We start from the raw sequence: 20366 nt of genomic DNA, 5'->3' as shown, positions 1-20366 counted from the left end.
TCATGCCACTGCCCTCCGTACGGGTCATACGGGTTGACTGATCGTCAAGCGTAGGTTCCCGCCCCGTAGGAGCCGTTGATCGCCGCGGGGTTGTCCTCGACCGTGTCCGGCGCCAGGACCGCGCCCGTACCGCGCTTGCTGCGCCGCAGCCTGCGCTCCAGCCAGCTCGCGAAGCTGGTCAGGGCGAAGTTCACGACGACGAAGACGATCGCCACCACGATGAAGCTGGGGATGACGTTGGCGTAGTTCGCCGCGAGCGTCTGACGCGCGCTGAGCAGCTCGGTGTAGCCGATCATCACGCCGCCCAGCGCGGTGTCCTTCACGATGACCACCAGCTGGCTGACGATGGCCGGCAGCATGGCCGTGACGGCCTGCGGGAGCAGGATGCTCGTCATCGTCTGGCCCTTGCGCAGGCCGATCGCGTGGGCTGCCTCCGTCTGCCCCTTGGGGAGCGCGAGGATGCCGGCCCGTACGATCTCGGCGAGCACCGAGGCGTTGTAGAGCACCAGGCCGGTGACGACGGCGTACAGCGGCCGGTCGTCGCTGGTGACGTCCGTGGAGCGGGCGTAGAACTCGTTGGCGAACAGCATCAGCAGCAGGACCGGGATCGCGCGGAAGAACTCGACCACCGCCCCGGCCGGAACCCGCACCCACCGGTGGTCCGACATGCGCGCGATGCCGAAGAAGGCGCCCAGCGGGAGCGCGATGACCATGGCGAGCGCGGCGGCCTTCAGGGTGTTGCCGAGGCCCGGCAGCAGATACGTCGTCCACGCCTCTGACGTGGTGAACGGCTCCCACAGGTCCCACTTCAGCTGGCCCTTGTCGCCCATCTTCTGCCAGACCCACCACGCCACCAGGGCGAGCACGAGGACGAAGACCACGGAGAAGACGACGTTGCGCCGCTTGGCCCGGGGGCCGGGGGTGTCGTACAGAACGGAGCTCATCGCTTCACCGCCATGCGCTTGCCGAGCCAGCCGAGGAAGAGGCCGGTGGGAAGGGTCAGCACCACGAACCCGAAGGCGAAGACCGCGCCGACGAGCAGCGTCTGGGCCTCGTTCTCGATCATCGACTTCATCAGGTACGCGGCCTCGGCCACGCCGATCGCCGCCGCCACGGTGGTGTTCTTGGTCAACGCGATCAGCACGTTGGCCAGCGGGCCGATGACCGAGCGGAACGCCTGGGGCAGCACGATCAGCCGGAGCGTCTGGCTGAAGCTCAGCCCGATCGCGCGGGCCGCCTCGGCCTGCCCCAGCGGCACGGTGTTGATGCCGGACCGCAGTGCCTCGCAGACGAAGGCCGCGGTGTAGGCGATGAAACCGAGCACCGCCAGCCGGAAGCCCTGGACCTTGAAGTCGGAGGCGCCCAGCGTCATGCCGAAGATGTCGGCGAGGCCGAGCGAGGTGAAGAGGATGATCACCGTCAGGGGGATGTTCCGGACGATGTTCACGTAGACGGTGGCGAACCCGCGCATCAGCGGGACCGGGCTGACCCGCATCCCGGCCAGCAGGGTGCCCCAGATCAGGGAGCCCAGGGCGGAGAGGGCGGTGAGTTTCACCGTCATCCAGAACGCCCCGAGGACGTCGTAACCTTCAAGAAAGTCGAACACGATCTCCCGCGCTTCCGGGTGTGTGGCGTATGGGGAGGGCATGGCGCGCCGCCGCCGTGATCGCGGCGGGCGACGGCGCGCCCGGGGAACCCCGCGGAGCTGGAGCCGGCCTTACTTGACGATCTGGCCGATCTTCGGCGCCTGCTCGTTCTTGTAGTTGGCCGGGCCGAAGTTCTTGTCGACCGCCGTCTTCCAGGAGCCGTCGCTGACCATCGACTCCAGCGCCTTGTTGATCTTGTCGAGGGTCGCGGTGTCACCCTTCTTCACACCGATGCCGTAGTTCTCGTTGCTGAGCTTGAGCCCGGCGAGCTTGAACTGGCCCTTGTACTTGTCCTGCGCGGCGAAGCCCGCGAGGATCGAGTCGTCGGTGGTCACCGCGTCCACGGCGCCGCTCTGCAGGGCGGCGATGCACTCCGAGTAGCCGCTGTACTCCTTCAGGTTGGCCTTCGGGGCGATGGTGTCGTGGATGTTCTGCGCCGAGGTGGAACCCGTCACGGAGCACAGCCTCTTGCCGTTGAGGTCCGTGGCCTTGGTGACGTTCGAGTCCTTCTTGACCAGCAGGTCCTGGTGGGCCAGCAGGTAGGGGCCGGCGAAGTCGACCTTCTGCTTGCGCTCGTCGTTGATCGAGTAGGTGGCCGCGATGAACTTCACGTCGCCGCGGGAGAGGGCGTTCTCGCGGTCGGCGCTCTTGGTCTCGACGAAGTCGATCTGGTTCGGCTTGTAGCCCAGCTTGCCGGCCACGTAGGTCGCCACGTCGACGTCGAAGCCGGAGAAGGAACCGTCCGGCTGCTTCAGGCCGAGGCCGGGCTGGTCGTACTTGATGCCGACCTTGATCTTGCCGCCGCCGCCGGAGGAGCCACCGTCGTCCTTCTTGTCCGAGCCGCACGCGGTGGCGGCGAGGGAGAGGGCGAGCACGGCGGCCGAGGCGGCGGTGACCTTGCGGAGCTTCATCTGAACATCCTTTGTCTGGTGAGGAGAAGCGGGCCGTCTGGCGGGAGGCCCGGGTCGTCCGGGGCGCGGGAAGGTGCCGTCAGTGGTGCAGGATCTTCGACAGGAAGTCCTTGGCCCGGTCACTGCGCGGATTGCTGAAGAACTGGTCGGGCGCAGCCTCTTCGACGATGCGACCGTCCGCCATGAAGACCACTCGGTTTGCAGCCGATCGTGCGAAGCCCATCTCGTGGGTGACGACGATCATCGTCATGCCGTCACGGGCGAGCTGCTGCATGACTTCGAGGACCTCGTTGATCATCTCCGGGTCCAGGGCCGAGGTCGGCTCGTCGAAGAGCATGACCTTCGGGCCCATCGCCAGGGCCCGCGCGATGGCGACACGCTGCTGCTGGCCGCCGGAGAGCTGCGCGGGGTACTTGTCGGCCTGAGTGCCCACGCCCACCCGGTCGAGCAGGGTGCGGGCCTTCTCCTCGGCCTGCTTCTTGTCCGCCTTGCGGACCTTGATCTGGCCGAGCATCACGTTTTCGAGCACGGTCTTGTGCGCGAAGAGGTTGAAGGACTGGAAGACCATCCCGACGTCCGCCCGCAGCCGGGCCAGCTCCTTGCCCTCCTGGGGCAGCGGCTTTCCGTCGATCGTGATGGTGCCCGAGTCGATGGTCTCCAGGCGGTTGATGGTGCGGCACAGCGTGGACTTACCGGACCCGGAGGGTCCGATGACCACGACGACCTCGCCGCGGGCGATGGTCAGGTCGATGTCCTGGAGTACGTGCAACGCGCCGAAGTGCTTGTTGACGCTCTTCAGGACGACCAGTTCGCCGGTCGCGGCCACGTCTTGCTTGGCCACCGATACTTCGGTCATCGCTTTCGGGCTCCGTCCTCCTCGGTTTCGGAGGAATGTAGTAACCCCGAATGACCAGCGTCATTACATCTGAGGGGAATCTGAGCATCACGATCCGATAGCAATCGGACACGTGTCGTAGCAGTTGTGGGCGGGCCAGGTATCGGCCGCGTAACGGAACCTGCGGGTAACCGGAACCCTCTTGACGCAATCATCGTCCATCAGCGTGACTGCCTTGGTGCACTCGCGCGCGTGCGCGCGTTTTCTACAAGCCGACCACGAACCAAGATCATACGAACGCTGAACCGGAGGGGGCCGGGATGAGACTGCTGCTCGTCGAGGACGACAACCACGTCGCGGCGGCCCTGTCCGCCGTCCTCGCGCGGCACGGATTCGACGTCACGCACGCCCGCAGCGGCGAGGAGGCGCTCCAGGCGCTCGTCCCCGAAGGTGCCGGTTTCGGTGTCGTCCTGCTGGACCTGGGCCTGCCCGACCAGGACGGCTACGAGGTCTGCGGCAAGATCCGCAAGCGCACCAGCACCCCGGTCATCATGGTCACCGCACGCTCCGACGTACGGTCCCGCATCCACGGCCTCAACCTCGGCGCCGACGACTACGTGGTGAAGCCGTACGACACCGGGGAACTGCTCGCCCGGATCCACGCCGTCAGCCGGCGCACCGCCCACGAGGACGCGGCACCGGGCGGCGAGGGCGCGCTGCGCCTCGGTCCGGTGTGCATCGAACTGCCCAACCGTCAGGTCAGCGTGGACGGTTCGGTGGTCCAGCTGACCCGCAAGGAGTTCGATCTGCTCGCGCTGCTCGCCCAGCGCCCCGGAGTGGTCTTCAGGCGGGAGCAGATCATCAGCGAGGTGTGGCGCACCAGCTGGGAGGGCACCGGGCGCACCCTGGAGGTGCACGTGGCCTCCCTGCGCGCCAAGCTGCGGATGCCCGCGCTCATCGAGACCGTACGCGGCGTCGGCTACCGGCTCGTCGCCCCGGCCGCGTAGCGGGCACGGGTGCGCACACGTCTCCTCCCGCTGCTCATCGTCCTGCTGGCCGCCGTGCTGCTCGCGCTCGGCCTGCCGCTCGCCGTCAGCCTCGCGGCGGCCCAGCAGCAGAAGGTCGTCGTCGACCGGATCGACGACACGGCACGCTTCGCCGCGCTCGCCCAGTTCGTCACCGACCGGCCCACCGGATCGCCCCTCAGCACCGAGGACGAGCGCACCGAGACCCTGCGTCGCGAACTCAGCAGCTACTACGGGGTCTACGGCATCCGGGCCGGCGTCTTCTACCGCAGCGGCGCGGCGATGGCCAACGCCCCGGACGACTGGTTCCTCCCGCTGACCGGCGAGGTCCGTGAGGCCTTCCAGGAGGCCCTGCTCAGCCGCCGCAGCCACGACCCGCAGCAGGTGTGGCCCTGGCAGCGCAACCGCCTCATCGTCGCCTCGCCGGTGATCCGGGACGGCGACGTGGTGGCCGTGGTGGTCACCGACTCGCCCACCGGGCCGATGCGGTCGCGGACGCTGCGTGGCTGGCTGCTCATCGGGGCCGGTGAGATCGCCGCGATGCTGCTGGCCGTCGGGGCCGCGCTGCGCCTGACCGGCTGGGTGCTCAGGCCCGTCCGCGTCCTCGACGCCACCACCCATGACATCGCCACCGGACGGCTGAAGTCCCGGGTCGCGGTGGCCGGCGGACCGCCGGAACTCCGGCGGCTGGCCCGCTCGTTCAACGAGATGGCGGACAACGTCGAGGACGTCCTGGAGCAGCAGCGCGCCTTCGTCGCCGACGCCTCGCACCAGTTGCGCAACCCGCTCTCGGCGCTGCTGCTGCGCATCGAGCTGCTCGCCCTCGAACTGCCCGAGGACAACGAGGAGATCGCCTCGGTCCGCACCGAGGGCAAGCGCCTCACGCAGGTTCTGGACGACCTGCTCGACCTGGCGCTGGCCGAGCACGCCGAGGCGAACCTGCGGCTGACCGACATCGGCCAGCTGGCCGCCGAGCGGGTGGCCGCGTGGGCGCCGGCCGCCGAGGCCAGGGGCGTGCGGCTGACCGGCGACTGCCCGCCCACCACGGCATGGTCCGACCCCATCACGCTGTCCAGCGCGCTGGACGCGGTGATCGACAACGCGGTGAAGTTCACGCCCGAGGACGGCACCGTGGAGGTCACCGTCGCCTCCAACGGCGCCACATCGACGGTCGACGTCACCGACACCGGCCCCGGCCTCACCGACGAGGAACTCGCCCGCGTCGGCGACCGCTTCTGGCGCAGCGGCCGCCATCAGAACGTCAAGGGCTCCGGCCTGGGCCTGTCCATCACCCGCGCCCTGCTCGGCGCGGCCGGCGGCTCGATCGCGTACGAGCACCACGAGCCGCACGGCCTGCGGGTGACGGTGACGGTGCCCAGGAGCGGGCTGGTGGACCAGGAGGCCGACCGCGAGGGTCCGTGACCGGGCCCGCGGACAGGCACCCGTGCGGTGCCGCGTCGTCGGCGGTTACGGCTTGACCGAGCGGTAGTAGCGGCGCGCGCCCTCGTGCAGCATGAGCGGGTCCGTGTAGATGGCGGTACGCAGGTCGACCAGCTGGGCGGAGTGGACGTGCGCCCCGATGCCGTCGCGGCTCTTGATGACGGTGCGGGTCACCCACTCCGTGAGGCGGGGGTCGATGTCCTTGCGGGTCATCAGAACGTTCGACACCGCAATGGTCGGTACGGTGGAGCCCTGCTGGACGGAGGGGTAGGCGGACTCCGGCATATTGGTGGCCCGGTAGTACCGCGCCGCGTCCCCCTCGGTGTGGAGCCGGGCGACGAGGTCGCCGCCGATCGGCACGAACTTGAAGTCGAACGTCCGGGCCAGTTCGACCAGGCCCTTCGTGGGCAGCCCACCGGACCAGAAGAACGCGTCGATCTTGCCCTTCTTCAGCCGGCCGGGCCCGGTGTCGATGCCGTCGGACATCGGCTTGATGTCCTTGGCGGGGTCGATCCCCGCGGCCCTGAGCACCCGCTGGGCGATCAGCCGCACGCCCGAGTTGGGCAGCCCTATCGCCACCCGCTTGTGCCTGAGGTCGGAGACGTTCCTGACGTCCGAGTCGCGCGGCACGACGAGTTGTACGTAGTCGTCGTACAGCCGGGCCACACCGCGCAGCCGCCCGGCACCGCTGCCGTGCTGGAGCTCGTACGTCTCGACCGCGTCGGCCGCCGCGATGGTGAAGTCGGCCCGCCCGGTCGCCACGCGCCGCACGTTCTCCTGCGAACCGGCGCTGTTCAGCAGCGTCACCTTCAGGTCCGGCATGTCCCGGTCGAGCTCGGAGCGCAGCCGCTCGCCGTACTCCTGGTAGACACCGCGCGGTGTTCCGGTGCTGAAGACGATGGTTCCGCCCGGAGGGTCCTCGCCCAGGGGCAGCAGCCACCACAGCAGCAGCCCGAAAGCGACGAAGCCGGCGGCCGCGCCCTGAAGCGCGCGGCGCCTGCCGATACCGGGGAACACAGTGGACATGCGCGCGATCCTGCCAGGCGCCCCAGGGTCCTGACCAGGCCGGTGCGCGCGCGGGGGCCTGTCGGTGGCGGCGGCTACAGTCGCCGTATGACCTCCTCGCCCGCCCGCCTCGTCCATGAATTCCACCGTGCCTTCGGCCTGGACACCCGCAGCACGCCGAGCGAGGTGTCCCCCGCGCTGGCCGCGCACCGGTGGGAACTGCTCGCCGAGGAGGCAGCGGAGGTCGCCGAGGTCGCGGTCGGCCCTCTCGACCGGCTCGCACACGAGCTGGCCGACGTGGTCTACGTGGCGTACGGCACCGCCCTGGTGCACGGCATCGACCTGGACGCGGTGCTGGCCGAGATCCACCGCTCCAACATGAGCAAGCTGGGGCCCGACGGGCAGGTCGCACGCCGGGCCGACGGCAAGGTCCTCAAGGGCGACCACTATGTGGCGCCGGACGTGTCGGCCGAGCTGCGCCGCCAGGGCTGGGCCCCCGGCGACGCCTGACACGGCTCAGACGCCGGTGCCCGCCAGCTTCCACTCGCGGTGCAGGGCGCCCAGCGGGATGCTGCGCTGGAACACCGGCGTACCGAAGATCGACAGCTGGAGCCGCAGGGTGCCGGACAGATCGACACCGCCGTACAGACCCCAGGTGCCGGTGAACCGCGCACCGGGGGTGTCGGAGGAGGTGGTCACCGTCCCCGCGGCCTCACCGCGCAGGTAGGGCGCCAGGTCGGCGGAGACGCCCACGGTGCCGTAGAGGCCGACGGAGGCCTCGGCGCCGAGCGCCGCCTTCACGTTTCCGGCGGCGGTCAGCGTGGAGCGGACCGGCGTGCTCGTCATGTCCGAGGAGCTGACCGGGGTCCAGCCCTTGCCGGCGCCGAAGGTGCCGCCCGCCTTGAAGTCGCCCTTGAGGCTCTGCTCCACGTCGACGGTGACCTTGCCGTCGGCGCTGATCTGGAAGTAGCAGGTCAGGTCGAGGTTGACGACCACCGGGACCGGGCCGACCTGGAGGACCGGGTCGGCGTGCAGCTTGGCGAACGGGATCCTGAGCGGGGCGGTGGAGGCGGCGGCGCGGCCCTTGACGGCCCAGCCCGACTTCCAGTCACCGGACACGCCCAGATAGGCCGAGCCGGGCGCCGCGTCGGTGCCCGCACCGCCGTACTTGAAGTCGACCTGCGGGGCGACCTGTACGAAGCCGGACACCGAGGCGGCCGCCGACACGGGGGCGCCCTCGGCCGTCGGCACCTCGGCGGAGACGTCGAGCCGCAGGCTGCCGAGGGGCACGGAGGCGCCCTTCGGGCCGATGTGCACATCACCGGTCTTGGACCAGGAGACCTTCACGTCGGGCAGCAGCTTGGTGACGTCGAAGGCGGCCGGGTCGACGGGCACGGTGCCCTTGGCCGTGTCGTCGCCGAGCACGGAGTTGAGCGCGGCCGGTTCGGTCTGCACCTCCGTGCCCGCGCCGGTCTCGCCGATCACCTTGGTGACCTTGGCGAGCAGACCGTGCGGCGCGCCCGGCGCGGGGGCGCTGGCGATGACGTCACCGACAGCGGCCTCGCGCGGGGCGGGGGAGGAGCCGGGGGACGGTGAAGCCGAACCCGGCTTCTTCTTGCTGGAGATGACGGCGCGTCGCGTCTTGTTGTCGTACGCGCTCACTTTGAGCGTCGTCCTGTGCGCCGGCCTGCCCGAGCCGGCGGGGCCCGCGGCGGCGGTCGCGGTGGCGGCGGGAGCGGCGGCGACGGAGAGCGAGTGGTCCGCCGCCGCGGTGGCGGTCGCCTCCGGGGTACGGGCCTGTTGGCTCTGGTCGGCCACCGGCCGCGCGTCCTGCGGCGAGGAGGAGGAACAGCCGGTGGCGATGAGGAGGGTGATCACGGCCAAGGCGGGCATGAGGGCATACGTGCGCCCTGTGCGTCTGCGCAAGGTCAGTCCTGAAGGTGGGGGGTCGCGAGAAGGCACCGCCGGGTAGTACCGGCCGGTAACCATATGACAAGACATGAGCATGCCACGAGTGGCACACGCAGCCTCCGCATTCCGGTCACATCTCGAAGTGACCTGCCCCACGGTGATTTTCGGCCTCGCTGTGGCCGGATGCCGCTCCGTCGGGTGGCCAATGCCGAGGATATCAACGCCTGTTGGTCGGCCGAACGTGCCGAACTCCTCTTGCGTAAACCGTGGTTCACCGGCCGGGTCGCGTACCGATGGGGCATCGTGGCCACGCCGGACGAACGGATCGGAGGCGAACGCGGCCATGCCGGAGATGCACGCCGTTGTCGATGTGTCGAACGTCTGCTGGGCGGGCGACATCGAGCCGTGGTCGAAGGCGCCCCGACTGGACCGGCTGAGACGGCTGACCGAGGCCTGGCGCGGGCTGTACGGCGCACGGACGCGGCTGGAATGCGTGGTGGACCGGGCTCTGCGGTATGAGCTCCCGGCCGGGGAGCGACGCGCGTTCGACCGGATGTGCCGCTCGGGCGAGCTCGTGGCCGTGCCGTACGCGGACCCCGTACTGCTGACCAGGGCGAAGGAGGACGGCCTGCGGGTCATCAGCCGGGACAAGTTCGTCGACATGCGGCGGCGGCACCCGTGGATCGAGGGCGCGGCCGAGCGGTTCCACGCGTGGCGAAGGGAGGGCGCGGGGCTGGGGTTCGGGCCGAGCGGCATCGTTCCGGTGGCCGGACAGGTCGTGTCGCGTGCCGAGGAGGACAAGGAACTGGTCCGGGACGGGCTCAAGGACCGCAAGGCCGTGCTGGGGTTCGCCTGGAAGTGCGTGTCCCGGTGCGCGCTGGCCCAACTCTGGCCGGACCGGATCCTGTTGTGGCCCGCGGTGGACCGGGCGACCGGCACTCCGGTGTGCCCGGACCCTAACTGCCGCAGGCCGCTGGTGCAGGTGGGCGCGCGCCGGGCCTCGCGGCAGATCGTCGTCGCGCGGCAGGACGACGGGTCGGAGATCCTGCGCTTCCCGCTGGAGGCGGGCGACTGCGTGGAAGTCGGACGCGGCGCCCTCGCGCACGGCATCAACCTGGACGGACTGGACCGCAGGCACCGGAGCGCCGTCGCGGCCGTCAGCCGCCACCATCTGTTGCTGGAACTCGACGACGGGCTGACGCTGTCGGCCCGTGACATCGGTTCGACGCACGGCACCGAGGTACGACGCTGGGGCGGCCGGGCGCTGGGCGAGCCCAGGCGGCTGCCGCCGGGCGACACCGCCCGGCTGAACGCGCCGGACCAACTGATCCTCGCCGGCGCGGTGTCGATCAGGATGTCCGGACGGCGGTACAGCCCCGAAGCGGGGCACCCGGACTACGGCGGCGCCGGAGGCGCGACGACGGCATTCGAGGAGCCGCCGCGTCAAAAGGTCACAAGAGATGATGAAGGATGACGAAGTCCGTTGTGAGAGCCACGTCACACAGCTAGGCTGCCCTGCGTGCTGGTGAGTTTGACACGGGTGGGGGCCGCGCGGCAGTCGTTCGCCAAAGCGCTGGCGGTCCAAGGCACGGATGCGGGCGCCGTCTTGGCGGCAGCGGTGAACCGGGGCCTGCCCGACACAGGGGGCGGCGCGTTACGGCTGGAACGACATCCGCGGCGCCCGGAGCTGTTACGGCTGATCACGCCGATGATGTGGCTGGGCACCCGCGGCGCGCGCAGCGACGCGTTCGAGGCGCTGGGCCTGGCCCTGAGGAACATCGACGCGGCGGCGAGACAGGCGGGCGGGGCGCTGACGGCGCCCGGACTGTCCCTGGACGGCCAGGCCGTGTCCCCGGACGGCGACACGCACTGGCTGGCCACCGGCGATCCGGTGGAGCAGGAGGTCCTGTGCAACCTCCTGCGCAGGCACAGTCCCCTGCTGATCGCGATCGCCGGCCGGGGCGCCTTTCTCTCCGGCGGAAGCCGTGACCGCATCGGGTCACGCTGGCTCGCCGACTCGCACGAACACCTCGCCGCCCGCTTCCTCGCTTCGGTGACGGAGCATCATCTCTACCGGGTGCAAGCCGAGTTACGCCGCCGGGACGGCATCAGCCACCTGGACCGCATGGACATCTCCCCGGCGGTCGGCGCCGACGCCGTACTGGTCCGCTGCCTGGACGCGCAGACCTCGCTGGCCGACACGAGGGCGCACGCACTGCTCCTGAGCGCCCTGGCCATGCGAGCGCGCTCCCTGGTGGCGGACGGGCGCCGCGAAGGACACGGACCGCAGCAACTGCTGGAGGAGAACCGCGCCCGCGTGATCTCCGAGGGGCTGCGCGCCGCGCTGGCGCAGGACGAGCGGCCCCGCGACCGGGAGCGTTCCCGGGAGCGCGACGGGGGCCGCTCCCGCGATCACGAGCGCCGCGGCCAGGACAAGCGCGGCGAGCGCAAGGTCTCCGCCCGGCAGGCGGTCCGCACACTCCTCGACGACCTGGTGCCGGAGTTCAGCCGGCTGGACGTCACCCCGGAGGAGATCCTGCCCCTGCTGTGCCTGGTGGAGCTGCCGGGCGGCCAACCGCTGCGCGCCCAGGACCTGTTGCCCCGGGACCTCGGTGGCCGGCGCATGCTGGCGGAGGCCGTGCGCGAGGCGCTGACCGACCCACGGCCCGGCGGGCCCCTGCTGGGCGCGGTGCTGGCCCGGTACCCGGGCAGCGGTCCGCTGATGCTGAAGGCCTGGGCCGAGGCCCTGGACAGCGGACTCACACGTCAGGCCCGACGCGACCGCGACCGCCCGCAGAACCTCGCGGGAAACCGCCCGGACCGCCAGGGTGGCCGCCCGGACCGTTCCGGAAAGCGCCCGGATCGCTCCGGAGGTCGACCGGATCGTTCGGGAAACCGGTCGGATCGCTCCGGAGACCGACCTGACCGCTCCGGAAACAGTCCGGACGGCTCCGGGGGTCGCGCGGACCGTTCGGGAGGCCGCCCGGACCGGGGCAACCGACCTGACCGCTCGGGAAACAACCCTGACCGCTCAGGAAACAACCCTGACCGCTCAGGAAACAACCCGGACCGTTCGGGAAACCGACCTGACCGCTCCGCGGGCCGCCCGGACAGAGACCGCCGGAACGGGCCGGGCCAGCAGCCGAAGAAGGGCACGGGCGACCGGCCGAACCGGGGGAAGGACAGGCCTCAGCCATGACCGCCGTACATCCGGAGCACACCCCGGTACCGGTCGGTGACGTCGAGGTCGTGCTCGACCTGCGCGCGTCCCGGCTCAACCCGACCGGGGCCGAGCAGTTCGCCGAACTGTGGGAGCAGTTGGAGCCCGGCCTGCTGGGACACCCGCTGCGGACGGGCTTCCCGTACTCGTGGAGTTCGCAGTTCGGCGACATCGCGGTGGAAGTCGTACGACTGAGGCCCGGCGTGACGGTCGCCGACCAGGGCACGCGCTTCGACGTCGTCGCCGTACGGCAGCGCGCGAACGTCACCTACCGCTGCGGCACCTGCGCCGAGTCCGGCACGCGGACGTACGGGCCGTTCCTCTGCCGCGACTGCGCGGGCAGCGGGCGCGGTGACCGGGTCTGCGACGAGCACGTCGTCATCCTGGACGGCTCGCTCGCCACCAACTGCCCGGTTCACCGGCCCGGTTGCCGGGCCTGTGGACAGCCGGCCACCTTCCGGTGCGCCGGTGACCGGTGCCACGCGAAGACGGCCTGGTGCGACGCGCATCGCGTCCGCCACCCCGAGGACCCGGACACCGACTACTGCCGGCCCTGCTACCAGCTGGCGTTCCCCGTCTGCGAGCAGAGCGGGTGTCGTGGAGTCGGCACCATGGCCTGCGACATCGTGGACGGTTCCGGCCGCTCCTGCGGGCGCCAGGCCTGCACCCGGCACGCCCTGCGCTGGCAGGTCTTCGGCGGCGAGAAGACCGGCCTGGGGCTGTGCCGGCAGCACTACGCGGCGCTGCGCGGCTGGGAGCCGGCGGAGCTGATGCGGCAGATCGCCGCCACCGCCGCCCGCCGCGGCGGCGAGTACCGGATCCCCAGGCTCGTGTCCTTCAGCCACAACCTGCGCAACACGGGGCACCCGCGTCTCGCCGTCGACTACTCGGCCGTCTACGACCTGTTGAGAAGGCTGTGCGAGGACAGCTCGGCCGCCGGGGACCGGCGCTCCGCCGACGCCCTGCGCCGGGCCGACGCGGGATGGCGGCGCGAACTGGACGCGCTGGTGGGCACGGCGAAGGAGGGCGAGCGACTGCTGTCGCGCCTACAGGCGCTGGTCGAGCAGCAGGACGGGCGCAGAGGGCCGGAGGTCGCGGCGGCGCTGCGGCTGGTGGAGTACAAGGCACCCCGCGTGCGCAACGGGGTCACGGAACGGCGGGGCATCCTCTTCGTCGACCTTCCGTCGCAACTGCGCGGCCTCTTCATCGGCGCCAAGGGCGCGAACGTGGCCAGGTACCGGGACGAGCTGGGCGTGGATGTGAAGTTCGAGGGCGATCGGAGCCGACGATGACTGGACGACCGGTGGACTCGACCGGCACCAAGGCGGTGATCGTGCCCTCCGGAGGCGTCCTGGCAGCGGACCGCGTCGGTGTCGCCACCGCCGACTGGCCGGCCGCGAGCGCCTCCCCGGACGACCGCCTCGCCGTCCTCACCGTCGGCACCGGCTACGACAGCACCTCGCGCGCCGTCGAAGTGGTGCCGCTCGACGAGGTGCCGTCCGGCGTGCTGGCCCTGCCCGACGACCTCGCCGGGACCACCGGGTTCGCCGGCGCCGAGGAGACGGCGACCTGGCGACTCGACCCGGCCGCGGTCGTGGAGGCCCGCTCGGTCCGGCTGGAGTCCACGACCGAGCGCTCCCTGGACGACGCCACGGAGGAACTGTCCACGGCGGGACTGATCGGCAGGTTCCTCTGGATCCCGCCCGACGAACAGGAGTTGTGGCTCGACGTCGACTCCGTCCCCTTCCGGGTGCGGCAGTACGACGCCGGCGGCCGCGTCGGCGTGATCGTGAAGATCGGCCCGCGCACCACCGTGGACCTGTTCGTGCCGGGCTCCCGCAGCGGCGTCGACATCGTCATCCTGGCCGACTGCAGCGGTTCCATGGGGTGCGAGGACATCGTCTGGGAGGGGGAGTACGCCGCGGCCCGCGCGGCCACCCAGCGGGACTGGCGTACCTTCACGGGTTCCCGCAACCGCGCGGCGGGCGTCAGCCGGATGCGTACGCTCCAGGACGCGCTGCAGCACCTGCTCGACGTCCGGCTCCAGGTCAGCGGCCGGGTCTCCCGGGTCGCGCTGATGAAGTTCACCCACGAGACGGAGCAGGTCTTCCCGCGCCAGGGCGGCATGGCGGAGGTCGACGCCGGGACCCCGGCCGACGCGGAGGCGTTCCGGCACGCCATCGCCCTGCTGCAGGCGCAGGCCGGGGGCACCGACATCGGCAACGCCCTGCACGAGGCGGCCAACCTCCTCTACCGCCACCAGAAGCCCGGCAACGACAAACTCATCGTCCTGGTGAGCGACGGCGCGCACTGGGCGCCGAAGGGCGACCAGGGGGCCGGTGAGGTGGTGTACGCCCACCAGGAGCCGGTGAGCCTGATGGAGCACCTGCACACCGCCATGGACATCCGGGTGCACGCGATCGGCATCAGCACCCTCCCGATGTACGAGAGCTGGATCGCGCGGTCCGGGGTGCGGGACCACGAGTCGCTGCGGCCGGACCACACCCTGCTGTCCGAGCTGGTCCGGGTCGGCGGCGGAGATCCCGCCGCCATCGGTGGCTACGAGGTGCTGGACGAGTACTTCTCCGGCCTCGGCGCGGGGCTGTCACGCCGCGTTCCCACGACCCGCATCCCCCGCCCGGCGTCCGGTGTGCCGGCGGGGACGGCGGAGGTGCTGCGCGAGTGGGCGGCGCGGCTCGCGGCCGGTCGTACGGCGGCGCAGTCGCGGGACTTCGCCCAGCGCCGGGACTTCGTCCGCGAACGGCTGTCCGCCGCGGTCGCCCGCTGTGTCGAGGCCGCTCAGGCCGCGCTGCGGACCCCGCTGCTGGACCAGCGGCAGCTCTGGGACGCCGTGACCCTGGGCATCGAGGGGCGGCGCGGTGTGTCCGACGCGAGGGCGTTCGTCAGGATGGTCGGCCGGGCGCTGCTCTCGCAGAGCGGAGCGACGCCGCCGAAGGACGTGGACGCGGAACTGCAGCGTCTGCGCGGATTCCTGTCCGGGCTCAGGGACGAGCACCAGCGCCTCACCGCCCCCGGCACGGCCTTCGACGAGGACGAGTGGATCCTGGAGCGCTGCGACCGGCTGTCCGGCCTCGTGGAGGCGCTGGCCGGACAGCTGGAGGGGCTGCCCCCGGCCGGTTCGCCCGGCGAAGACCGTACCGACGGGCGTACGGGCGACTCCGATCTGCCGTACGACGTCGCGTCGGCCGACGGCACGGCCGGAGTGCCCGCGGGTGGCCCGTCCGGCTCGCTCCAGCTCGGGCTCCAGCCCCGCTTCAGGCTGTGAGACGGCCGGTGGACGACGTCGTGTGGCGGCCGGGGATGCATCTCGGCAGCCGGGAGAACCCGGACCAGTTCGTCCTGGACGAGTACGTCGACCGGGGCGGGGAAGGCCAGTCGTGGCGTGCCCGGCGCATAGACCGGTCCGGGGACGCCTCCGACTGGATGGTCAAGATCCTTCCCCGCCAGGACGATCCGGCGAAACTGCGCACCTGGCAGGCGCGTTGGGACGACTGTGCCGCCAACGCCAACAGCCTCGCCATCCAGGGCCTGGTCGTGCCGATGGCCATAGTCGGTCCCTCGCCGCACTGGCCCGGCACGGAGGCGGACGCGCTCTCCTCCTATCTGGTGACGCGCTGGTGCGACGGCTGGAATCTGCGGCAGTGGGCCGGCCGGAACCACGACGCCCTCGCCGCCGCGGACGTCCTCGTACGGCTGTGTGCCCTCGCGGACCGGCTGCACGACCGGGGCTGGGTGCACGGGGACATCTCCGCGAAGAACGTCATGGTCACGCGGGACGGCTGGGTCCAGCTCATCGACCTCGCCTTCCTCCACCGGGTGGACACCACGCGCACCGCACCCATCCACACGCCGGGCTACGTGGCCCCGGAGAAGGCGGCGAACCTGCACCTCACCACGGCCGAGGCGGAGCGCTACGCGGTCGGGATGCTGGTCCGGGAAGTGCTCCTCGGCGTTCCTCCCGAGCAGATGCCCGGCGGGGCGGGCGAGCGGTTCGAGCACGAGCTGCGGCTCGCCGGGTACTCCGCGGCGGCCGCGGCACACGCCGCCGCGCCGCTGGCGGACGATCCCACGCGGCGCCCGTGGAAACTGCTGCCCTGGGCGGAACGGCTGCGGGACCTGCTCCGGGACGGCGGCCGGCCGGCCCGGCACCGGTGCCTGGACCTGCTGGCCGACGGCCCGGACGGTGTGGTCGTGGCGGCGGGCGGGGCGGCCGGGGTGGAGTTCCTGCGCGTACCCGGCCCCGCCTCCCGCCCGGGGAGGCTGCCTCCCGACGAGGGGGCGCCGAGGGGAGTGCACGAGGTCGCCGTCCGGTACACCGGCACGGGACGGCTGGTCGCCTTCGCCCTCGACCTGGCGGGCGACCTGCACGTCGGCGACGCCGCGGGCTGGCGCAACGGTCTGGTCGGAGCCTCGGGTCTCGCCGTGTGCCGTACCGCGGAAGGGGAGCTCGTCGCCTTCGCCGCGCACGACGGGGCCCTGTGCGCGGTGCGGTACCCGGCGGACGGCGGTGACCTCGTGCGGCACCGCGCCGAACAAGCCGCGGCCGTACGCGTCCTGGCGGCGGCCCCCGACACGGACGGCGGCACCGCCGTCCTCGTCGACGACGGGAGCGCGGTGTCCTGTCTGCGCCTGGGGCACGGCCTGCCCGGGCCGCCACCGAAGCGCGAGGTCGTCCACGACCGACGAGCGGAGCGGGCGGCCCTCGCGGTGAACCGCTGGGGCGATCTGGAGGCCGTGCTCGGCTTCCCGTCCGGCGGTCCGAAGCGCGTGGAGCACGACGGCCTGGGCTGGGACGCCCAGGCCCGCCTGACCGACCGGGCGGCGGCCGACGTGGCGGCCGTCGGGCACCGGGACGGACCCACCGTGGCCATGGCCGGGCCCGACGGCGTCCAGGTGAGAACCGGGGACGGCGAGTGGACCACCCTGACGCTGTCCGCCGACGCGAGCCGGGTCGGCCTGGGCGAGAGCACCGGCTGGCGGCTCTGCCTGGCGGCCGTCGTCGACGGCACCGCCCGCCTCTGGTTCGAGAAGGCGACCCGCAACGGCTGGGGCGACCAGGTCGTCCTCATCTGACGGCGGGCACCCCGGCGCCCGGTGCCGGTCCGCTCCTCGACGGACCGCGACAAGGCTGTCCCCGGAACGGCCTACCCTTGAACGCATGACCAGCAGCAGCGACCGGAGCCCCGCAGTGGACGTGCACGCACCCAAGAGCTACGAGATCCGCACCTACGGGTGCCAGATGAACGTCCACGATTCCGAGCGATTGTCCGGGCTGCTCGAAGAGGCCGGTTACGTACGCGCCCCCGAGGGCTCGGACGGGGACGCGGACGTCGTCGTCTTCAACACCTGTGCCGTCCGTGAGAACGCCGACAACCGGCTGTACGGCAACCTCGGCCGCCTCGCGCCGCGGAAGGCGTCCCGGCCCGGCATGCAGATCGCGGTCGGCGGCTGCCTGGCGCAGAAGGACCGCGACACCATCGTGAAGAAGGCGCCCTGGGTGGACGTCGTCTTCGGCACGCACAACATCGGCAAGCTGCCCGTCCTGCTGGAGCGTGCCCGCGTCCAGGAGGAGGCGCAGGTCGAGATCGCCGAGGCCCTGGAGGCGTTCCCCTCCACGCTGCCGACGCGGCGCGAGAGCGCGTACGCGGCCTGGGTCTCGATCTCCGTCGGCTGCAACAACACCTGCACCTTCTGCATCGTCCCGGCGCTGCGCGGCAAGGAGAAGGACCGCCGCACCGGCGACATCCTCGCCGAGATCGAGGCCCTCGTAGGCGAGGGCGTCTGTGAGATCACCCTGCTCGGCCAGAACGTCAACGCGTACGGCTCCGACATCGGCGACCGCGAGGCCTTCAGCAAGCTGCTGCGCGCCTGCGGGAACATCGAGGGCCTGGAGCGCGTCCGCTTCACCTCTCCGCACCCGCGCGACTTCACCGACGACGTGATCGCCGCCATGGCCGAGACGCCGAACGTGATGCCGCAGCTCCACATGCCGCTGCAGTCCGGCTCGGACACCGTCCTGAAGGCGATGCGCCGCTCCTACCGGCAGGACCGCTACCTCGGGATCATCGAGAAGGTCCGCGCCGCCATCCCGCACGCCGCGATCACCACCGACATCATCGTCGGCTTCCCGGGCGAGACCGAGGAGGACTTCGAGCAGACCCTGCACGTCGTCCGCGAGGCCCGCTTCACGCAGGCCTTCACCTTCCAGTACTCCAAGCGGCCCGGCACCCCGGCCGCCACCATGGAGAACCAGATCCCGAAGGAGGTCGTGCAGGCGCGTTACGAGCGTCTCGTCGCCCTCCAGGAGGAGATCTCCTGGGAGGAGAACAAGAAGCAGGTCGGCCGCACCCTGCAGCTGATGGTCGCCGAGGGCGAGGGCCGCAAGGACGGCGCCACGCACCGCCTGTCCGGCCGCGCCCCCGACAACCGCCTGGTCCACTTCACCAAGCCGGAGGAGGAGGTACGCCCCGGCGACGTCGTCACCGTCGAGATCACGTACGCCGCTCCGCACCACCTCCTGGCCGAGGGCGCCGTCCTCGGTGTGCGCCGCACGAGCGCGGGTGACGCGTGGGAGAAGCGCAACGTGGACAAGGCTGCGAAGGCCGCGAAGCCGGCCGGTGTGATGCTCGGCCTGCCGAAGATCGGCGTGCCCGAGCCGCTGCCGGCCGCCACGGGCAGCGCCTGCGGCTGTGACTGAAGTGCGCCCCGGGTAGTGACGTTCTGACGCCGTACGGCGTTACGCTGCCGATCATGCTTGTCGCCGCAGCAGTCTGCCCCTGCCCGCCGCTGCTCGTGCCCGAGGTCGCCGCGGGTGCCGCCGCCGAGCTGGACGCCGCGCGCACCGCGTGCTCGCACGCGCTCGGAGTGCTCGCCGCCGCCCGCCCCGACCGGCTGGTGGTGGTCGGGCCCGCCGACGAGAGCGGGCGCGGACCGCATCCGCAGGGCAGCCGGGGTTCCTTCCGCGGCTTCGGGGTCGACCTCTCCGTGCGGCTGGGGCCGGGCGGCGGCGCGCCGTCCGAGCGCGAGCTGCCGCCGTCGCTGGCGGTCGCCGGTTGGCTGCTTGAGCAGACCGGCTGGGCGGACGCCCCGATCGAGGGGCTCGGCGTGGGCGAACCGCTCGCGCCCGAGCGCTGCCTCGAAGCCGGGCGGGAGATCGGCGCACGGGCCGGGCGGGTGGCGCTGCTGGTGATGGGCGACGCCAGCGCCTGCCGCACCCTGAAGGCGCCGGGCTACCTCGACGAGCGGGCGGCGCCGTTCGACGCGGAGGTCGCGCGGGCGCTGGGCTCGGCGGACGTGGTGGCCCTGGCCGCCCTGGACGCCGAACTGGCCTACGAGCTCAAGGCTTCCGGACGCGCCCCCTGGCAGGTCCTCGCGGGCGCGGCCGAGGGCGCGAACCTCACGGGCACGCTGCTGTACGAGGACGCGCCGTACGGGGTGGGATACGTGGTCGCCGCCTGGTCCTAGGAAGCCGCTCGGGGCTCCGGGGAGTTCGGGAAACGGCGGACGGCCGGGAGCCGTCGCGCTCCTCGGCCGTCCGCCGAACCACCGTGCCGCAGTGTCGTTCAGGAAGCCGGCGGCGGCGCCCCGGGCGGGGTCGCCGAGCCTTCGCCCGGCTCGCTGCCACCCTTGTGCGCGATCCGGTCCATGGCGCCCTTGGCCTTGTCGGTCCCCGTGTGGATCTTGTCGCTGTACTTGCCCTTGGTCTTCTCGTCGACGACCTTCGCGGCCTTGTCGAGACCGTGCTGGATCTTGCCCCCGTGCTGCTGCGCCAGGTCCGACATCTTGTCCTTGGCCGGGGCGAGCTTGTCCTTCAGTTGATGCAGGAAACTCATGGTCCACCTTCCTGATACAGGGCTCGTTCGCCGCCAGGGCGCCGCGGCCGGGGTCGGACAGTCACGTGCGGGCGCCCTCACCGGCCTCGTTGTCCGCGGCCTGGGCCGCCGACTGCTGCTGGGGAATCTCGGTGCCGTCCGAAGCGGCGTCCCCGACGGCTCCGGCCTCGTCCGCCTCCGGCTCCGCCGCGGCGCCCTCGGCCCGGTCCGCGTCCGGCGTCTTCGTCGCCGCCGCTTCCTCCGCCGTGCCCGCCGCGTCGGTTCCGCCGGGCTCCGTGCCGGCCTGCGCCTCGGTGGCCGCCTCCTCCGTCGCCTTCGACTTCCTCAGAAGCCGTGCAAAAACGCCCATATCCACTCCATACGTTACTCGTGCGGGCGAAATCCCGCGTCACCCGGTGCGTCTGTTTGCGTCGCCCGGGTCACCGCCCCTCGAACCGGGCGGCTGGAACCACGCAACGGGCAACGACGCCGAACGCGGTCCGTCACGTAACCCGTTCGAGGCGTGGTCGGGGGGTTTGCG

At 71.7% G+C, this 20366-nt stretch carries 18 protein-coding genes; 10 read left to right on the top strand and 8 right to left on the bottom strand.

Translation table 11 applies throughout. From position 1 onward, the window contains the following. Positions 1–44 precede the first annotated feature (44 nt). The 4 genes from IPZ69_RS22025 to IPZ69_RS22010 all read right to left on the bottom strand — a co-directional run bounded on the left by IPZ69_RS22025 (position 45) and on the right by IPZ69_RS22010 (position 3413). Positions 45–944, bottom strand: a complete 900-nt coding sequence (locus IPZ69_RS22025; protein WP_235455956.1) for an amino acid ABC transporter permease — start codon at positions 942–944, stop codon at positions 45–47. Then, a complete protein-coding gene (locus tag IPZ69_RS22020) occupies positions 941–1606 on the bottom strand; it encodes an amino acid ABC transporter permease (RefSeq protein ID WP_308407530.1) in 666 nt (221 codons plus the stop codon). The genes IPZ69_RS22025 and IPZ69_RS22020 overlap by 4 nt, the downstream gene beginning before the upstream one ends. A gap of 111 nt (positions 1607–1717) precedes the next feature. Continuing rightward, positions 1718–2557 (bottom strand): glutamate ABC transporter substrate-binding protein, encoded by an 840-nt coding sequence (locus IPZ69_RS22015; RefSeq protein WP_235455955.1) that lies wholly within the window; start codon positions 2555–2557, stop codon positions 1718–1720. A 79-nt stretch (positions 2558–2636) separates the two neighbouring features. Beyond that, the gene (locus IPZ69_RS22010) at positions 2637–3413 is read right to left on the bottom strand and encodes an amino acid ABC transporter ATP-binding protein (RefSeq protein ID WP_235455954.1); all 777 of its coding nucleotides are present in this window, start codon (positions 3411–3413) and stop codon (positions 2637–2639) included. Positions 3414–3712: 299 nt separating this feature from the next. Here IPZ69_RS22010 and IPZ69_RS22005 point away from each other — a divergent pair, with 299 nt between their 5' ends. Together IPZ69_RS22005 and IPZ69_RS22000 are read left to right on the top strand one after the other, a co-directional pair. Continuing rightward, a complete protein-coding gene (locus IPZ69_RS22005) occupies positions 3713–4399 on the top strand; it encodes a response regulator transcription factor (protein ID WP_235455953.1) in 687 nt (228 codons plus the stop codon). Positions 4400–4408: 9 nt separating this feature from the next. After that, positions 4409–5839, top strand: coding sequence for a sensor histidine kinase (locus IPZ69_RS22000; RefSeq protein WP_235455952.1), 1431 nt, complete (start codon positions 4409–4411; stop codon positions 5837–5839). 45 nt (positions 5840–5884) lie between these two features. On the opposite strand, the gene IPZ69_RS21995 is transcribed toward IPZ69_RS22000, so the two are convergent. After that, positions 5885–6883 carry a TAXI family TRAP transporter solute-binding subunit gene (locus IPZ69_RS21995; RefSeq protein ID WP_235455951.1) on the bottom strand — a complete coding sequence of 333 codons (999 nt, stop codon included), beginning with the start codon at positions 6881–6883 and terminating at the stop codon, positions 5885–5887. Between the two features lie 87 nt (positions 6884–6970). Between IPZ69_RS21995 and IPZ69_RS21990 the strand changes: the two genes are divergently transcribed. Further along, the gene (locus IPZ69_RS21990) at positions 6971–7372 is read left to right on the top strand and encodes a MazG nucleotide pyrophosphohydrolase domain-containing protein (RefSeq protein WP_235455950.1); all 402 of its coding nucleotides are present in this window, start codon (positions 6971–6973) and stop codon (positions 7370–7372) included. Between the two features lie 6 nt (positions 7373–7378). Here IPZ69_RS21990 and IPZ69_RS21985 read toward each other — a convergent pair whose 3' ends face one another. Further along, positions 7379–8755: a hypothetical protein gene (locus IPZ69_RS21985; RefSeq protein WP_235455949.1), complete on the bottom strand. Its 1377-nt coding sequence runs from the start codon at positions 8753–8755 to the stop codon at positions 7379–7381. 361 nt (positions 8756–9116) lie between these two features. Between IPZ69_RS21985 and IPZ69_RS21980 the strand changes: the two genes are divergently transcribed. The 7 genes from IPZ69_RS21980 (at position 9117) to IPZ69_RS21950 (ending at position 19478) form a co-directional block, all read left to right on the top strand. Next, on the top strand, positions 9117–10247 hold the full coding sequence (locus tag IPZ69_RS21980) for an FHA domain-containing protein (RefSeq protein ID WP_235455948.1): 1131 nt from the start codon (positions 9117–9119) through the stop codon (positions 10245–10247). Positions 10248–10292: 45 nt separating this feature from the next. Next, positions 10293–11972 (top strand): hypothetical protein, encoded by a 1680-nt coding sequence (locus IPZ69_RS21975; protein ID WP_235455946.1) that lies wholly within the window; start codon positions 10293–10295, stop codon positions 11970–11972. Further along, positions 11969–13285: a hypothetical protein gene (locus tag IPZ69_RS21970; protein ID WP_235455945.1), complete on the top strand. Its 1317-nt coding sequence runs from the start codon at positions 11969–11971 to the stop codon at positions 13283–13285. Before IPZ69_RS21975 ends, IPZ69_RS21970 begins: the two co-directional genes overlap by 4 nt. Next, entirely contained in the window at positions 13282–15279 is a 1998-nt protein-coding gene (locus IPZ69_RS21965; protein ID WP_235455943.1) for a vWA domain-containing protein, read from the top strand. The genes IPZ69_RS21970 and IPZ69_RS21965 overlap by 4 nt, the downstream gene beginning before the upstream one ends. After that, entirely contained in the window at positions 15276–17087 is a 1812-nt protein-coding gene (locus tag IPZ69_RS21960; protein WP_235455942.1) for a protein kinase domain-containing protein, read from the top strand. The genes IPZ69_RS21965 and IPZ69_RS21960 overlap by 4 nt, the downstream gene beginning before the upstream one ends. A gap of 85 nt (positions 17088–17172) precedes the next feature. Next, entirely contained in the window at positions 17173–18711 is a 1539-nt protein-coding gene (gene miaB, locus IPZ69_RS21955) for a tRNA (N6-isopentenyl adenosine(37)-C2)-methylthiotransferase MiaB (RefSeq protein ID WP_235455940.1), read from the top strand. A gap of 53 nt (positions 18712–18764) precedes the next feature. Beyond that, positions 18765–19478 carry a class III extradiol dioxygenase subunit B-like domain-containing protein gene (locus IPZ69_RS21950; protein ID WP_235455938.1) on the top strand — a complete coding sequence of 238 codons (714 nt, stop codon included), beginning with the start codon at positions 18765–18767 and terminating at the stop codon, positions 19476–19478. Between the two features lie 98 nt (positions 19479–19576). Here the strand turns inward: IPZ69_RS21950 and IPZ69_RS21945 are convergent, their stop codons facing one another. Together IPZ69_RS21945 and IPZ69_RS21940 are read right to left on the bottom strand one after the other, a co-directional pair. Further along, positions 19577–19846, bottom strand: a complete 270-nt coding sequence (locus tag IPZ69_RS21945; RefSeq protein ID WP_235455936.1) for an antitoxin — start codon at positions 19844–19846, stop codon at positions 19577–19579. 61 nt (positions 19847–19907) lie between these two features. Next, the gene (locus IPZ69_RS21940) at positions 19908–20195 is read right to left on the bottom strand and encodes a hypothetical protein (RefSeq protein ID WP_235455935.1); all 288 of its coding nucleotides are present in this window, start codon (positions 20193–20195) and stop codon (positions 19908–19910) included. Between the last annotated feature and the right edge of the window lie 171 nt (positions 20196–20366).

The sequence above is a fragment of the Streptomyces olivochromogenes genome (assembly GCF_021538895.1).
GTDB lineage: Bacteria > Actinomycetota > Actinomycetes > Streptomycetales > Streptomycetaceae > Streptomyces > Streptomyces olivochromogenes_A.
This window is presented reverse-complemented; position numbering and strand designations above follow the sequence as displayed.

Excerpts from the sequence above, each read along its gene's own strand:
- IPZ69_RS21980 (WP_235455948.1), top strand. The coding sequence starts at position 9,117 with ATGCCGGAGATGCACGCCGTTGTCGATGTGTCGAACGTCTGCTGGGCG.
- IPZ69_RS22025 (WP_235455956.1), bottom strand. The coding sequence starts at position 944 with ATGAGCTCCGTTCTGTACGACACCCCCGGCCCCCGGGCCAAGCGGCGC.
- IPZ69_RS21945 (WP_235455936.1), bottom strand. The coding sequence starts at position 19,846 with ATGAGTTTCCTGCATCAACTGAAGGACAAGCTCGCCCCGGCCAAGGAC.
- IPZ69_RS21970 (WP_235455945.1), top strand. The coding sequence starts at position 11,969 with ATGACCGCCGTACATCCGGAGCACACCCCGGTACCGGTCGGTGACGTC.
- IPZ69_RS21965 (WP_235455943.1), top strand. The coding sequence starts at position 13,282 with ATGACTGGACGACCGGTGGACTCGACCGGCACCAAGGCGGTGATCGTG.
- IPZ69_RS21995 (WP_235455951.1), bottom strand. The coding sequence starts at position 6,883 with ATGTCCACTGTGTTCCCCGGTATCGGCAGGCGCCGCGCGCTTCAGGGC.
- IPZ69_RS22015 (WP_235455955.1), bottom strand. The coding sequence starts at position 2,557 with ATGAAGCTCCGCAAGGTCACCGCCGCCTCGGCCGCCGTGCTCGCCCTC.
- miaB (WP_235455940.1), top strand. The coding sequence starts at position 17,173 with ATGACCAGCAGCAGCGACCGGAGCCCCGCAGTGGACGTGCACGCACCC.
- IPZ69_RS21950 (WP_235455938.1), top strand. The coding sequence starts at position 18,765 with ATGCTTGTCGCCGCAGCAGTCTGCCCCTGCCCGCCGCTGCTCGTGCCC.
- IPZ69_RS21940 (WP_235455935.1), bottom strand. The coding sequence starts at position 20,195 with ATGGGCGTTTTTGCACGGCTTCTGAGGAAGTCGAAGGCGACGGAGGAG.
- IPZ69_RS21990 (WP_235455950.1), top strand. The coding sequence starts at position 6,971 with ATGACCTCCTCGCCCGCCCGCCTCGTCCATGAATTCCACCGTGCCTTC.
- IPZ69_RS22005 (WP_235455953.1), top strand. The coding sequence starts at position 3,713 with ATGAGACTGCTGCTCGTCGAGGACGACAACCACGTCGCGGCGGCCCTG.
- IPZ69_RS21985 (WP_235455949.1), bottom strand. The coding sequence starts at position 8,755 with ATGCCCGCCTTGGCCGTGATCACCCTCCTCATCGCCACCGGCTGTTCC.
- IPZ69_RS22010 (WP_235455954.1), bottom strand. The coding sequence starts at position 3,413 with ATGACCGAAGTATCGGTGGCCAAGCAAGACGTGGCCGCGACCGGCGAA.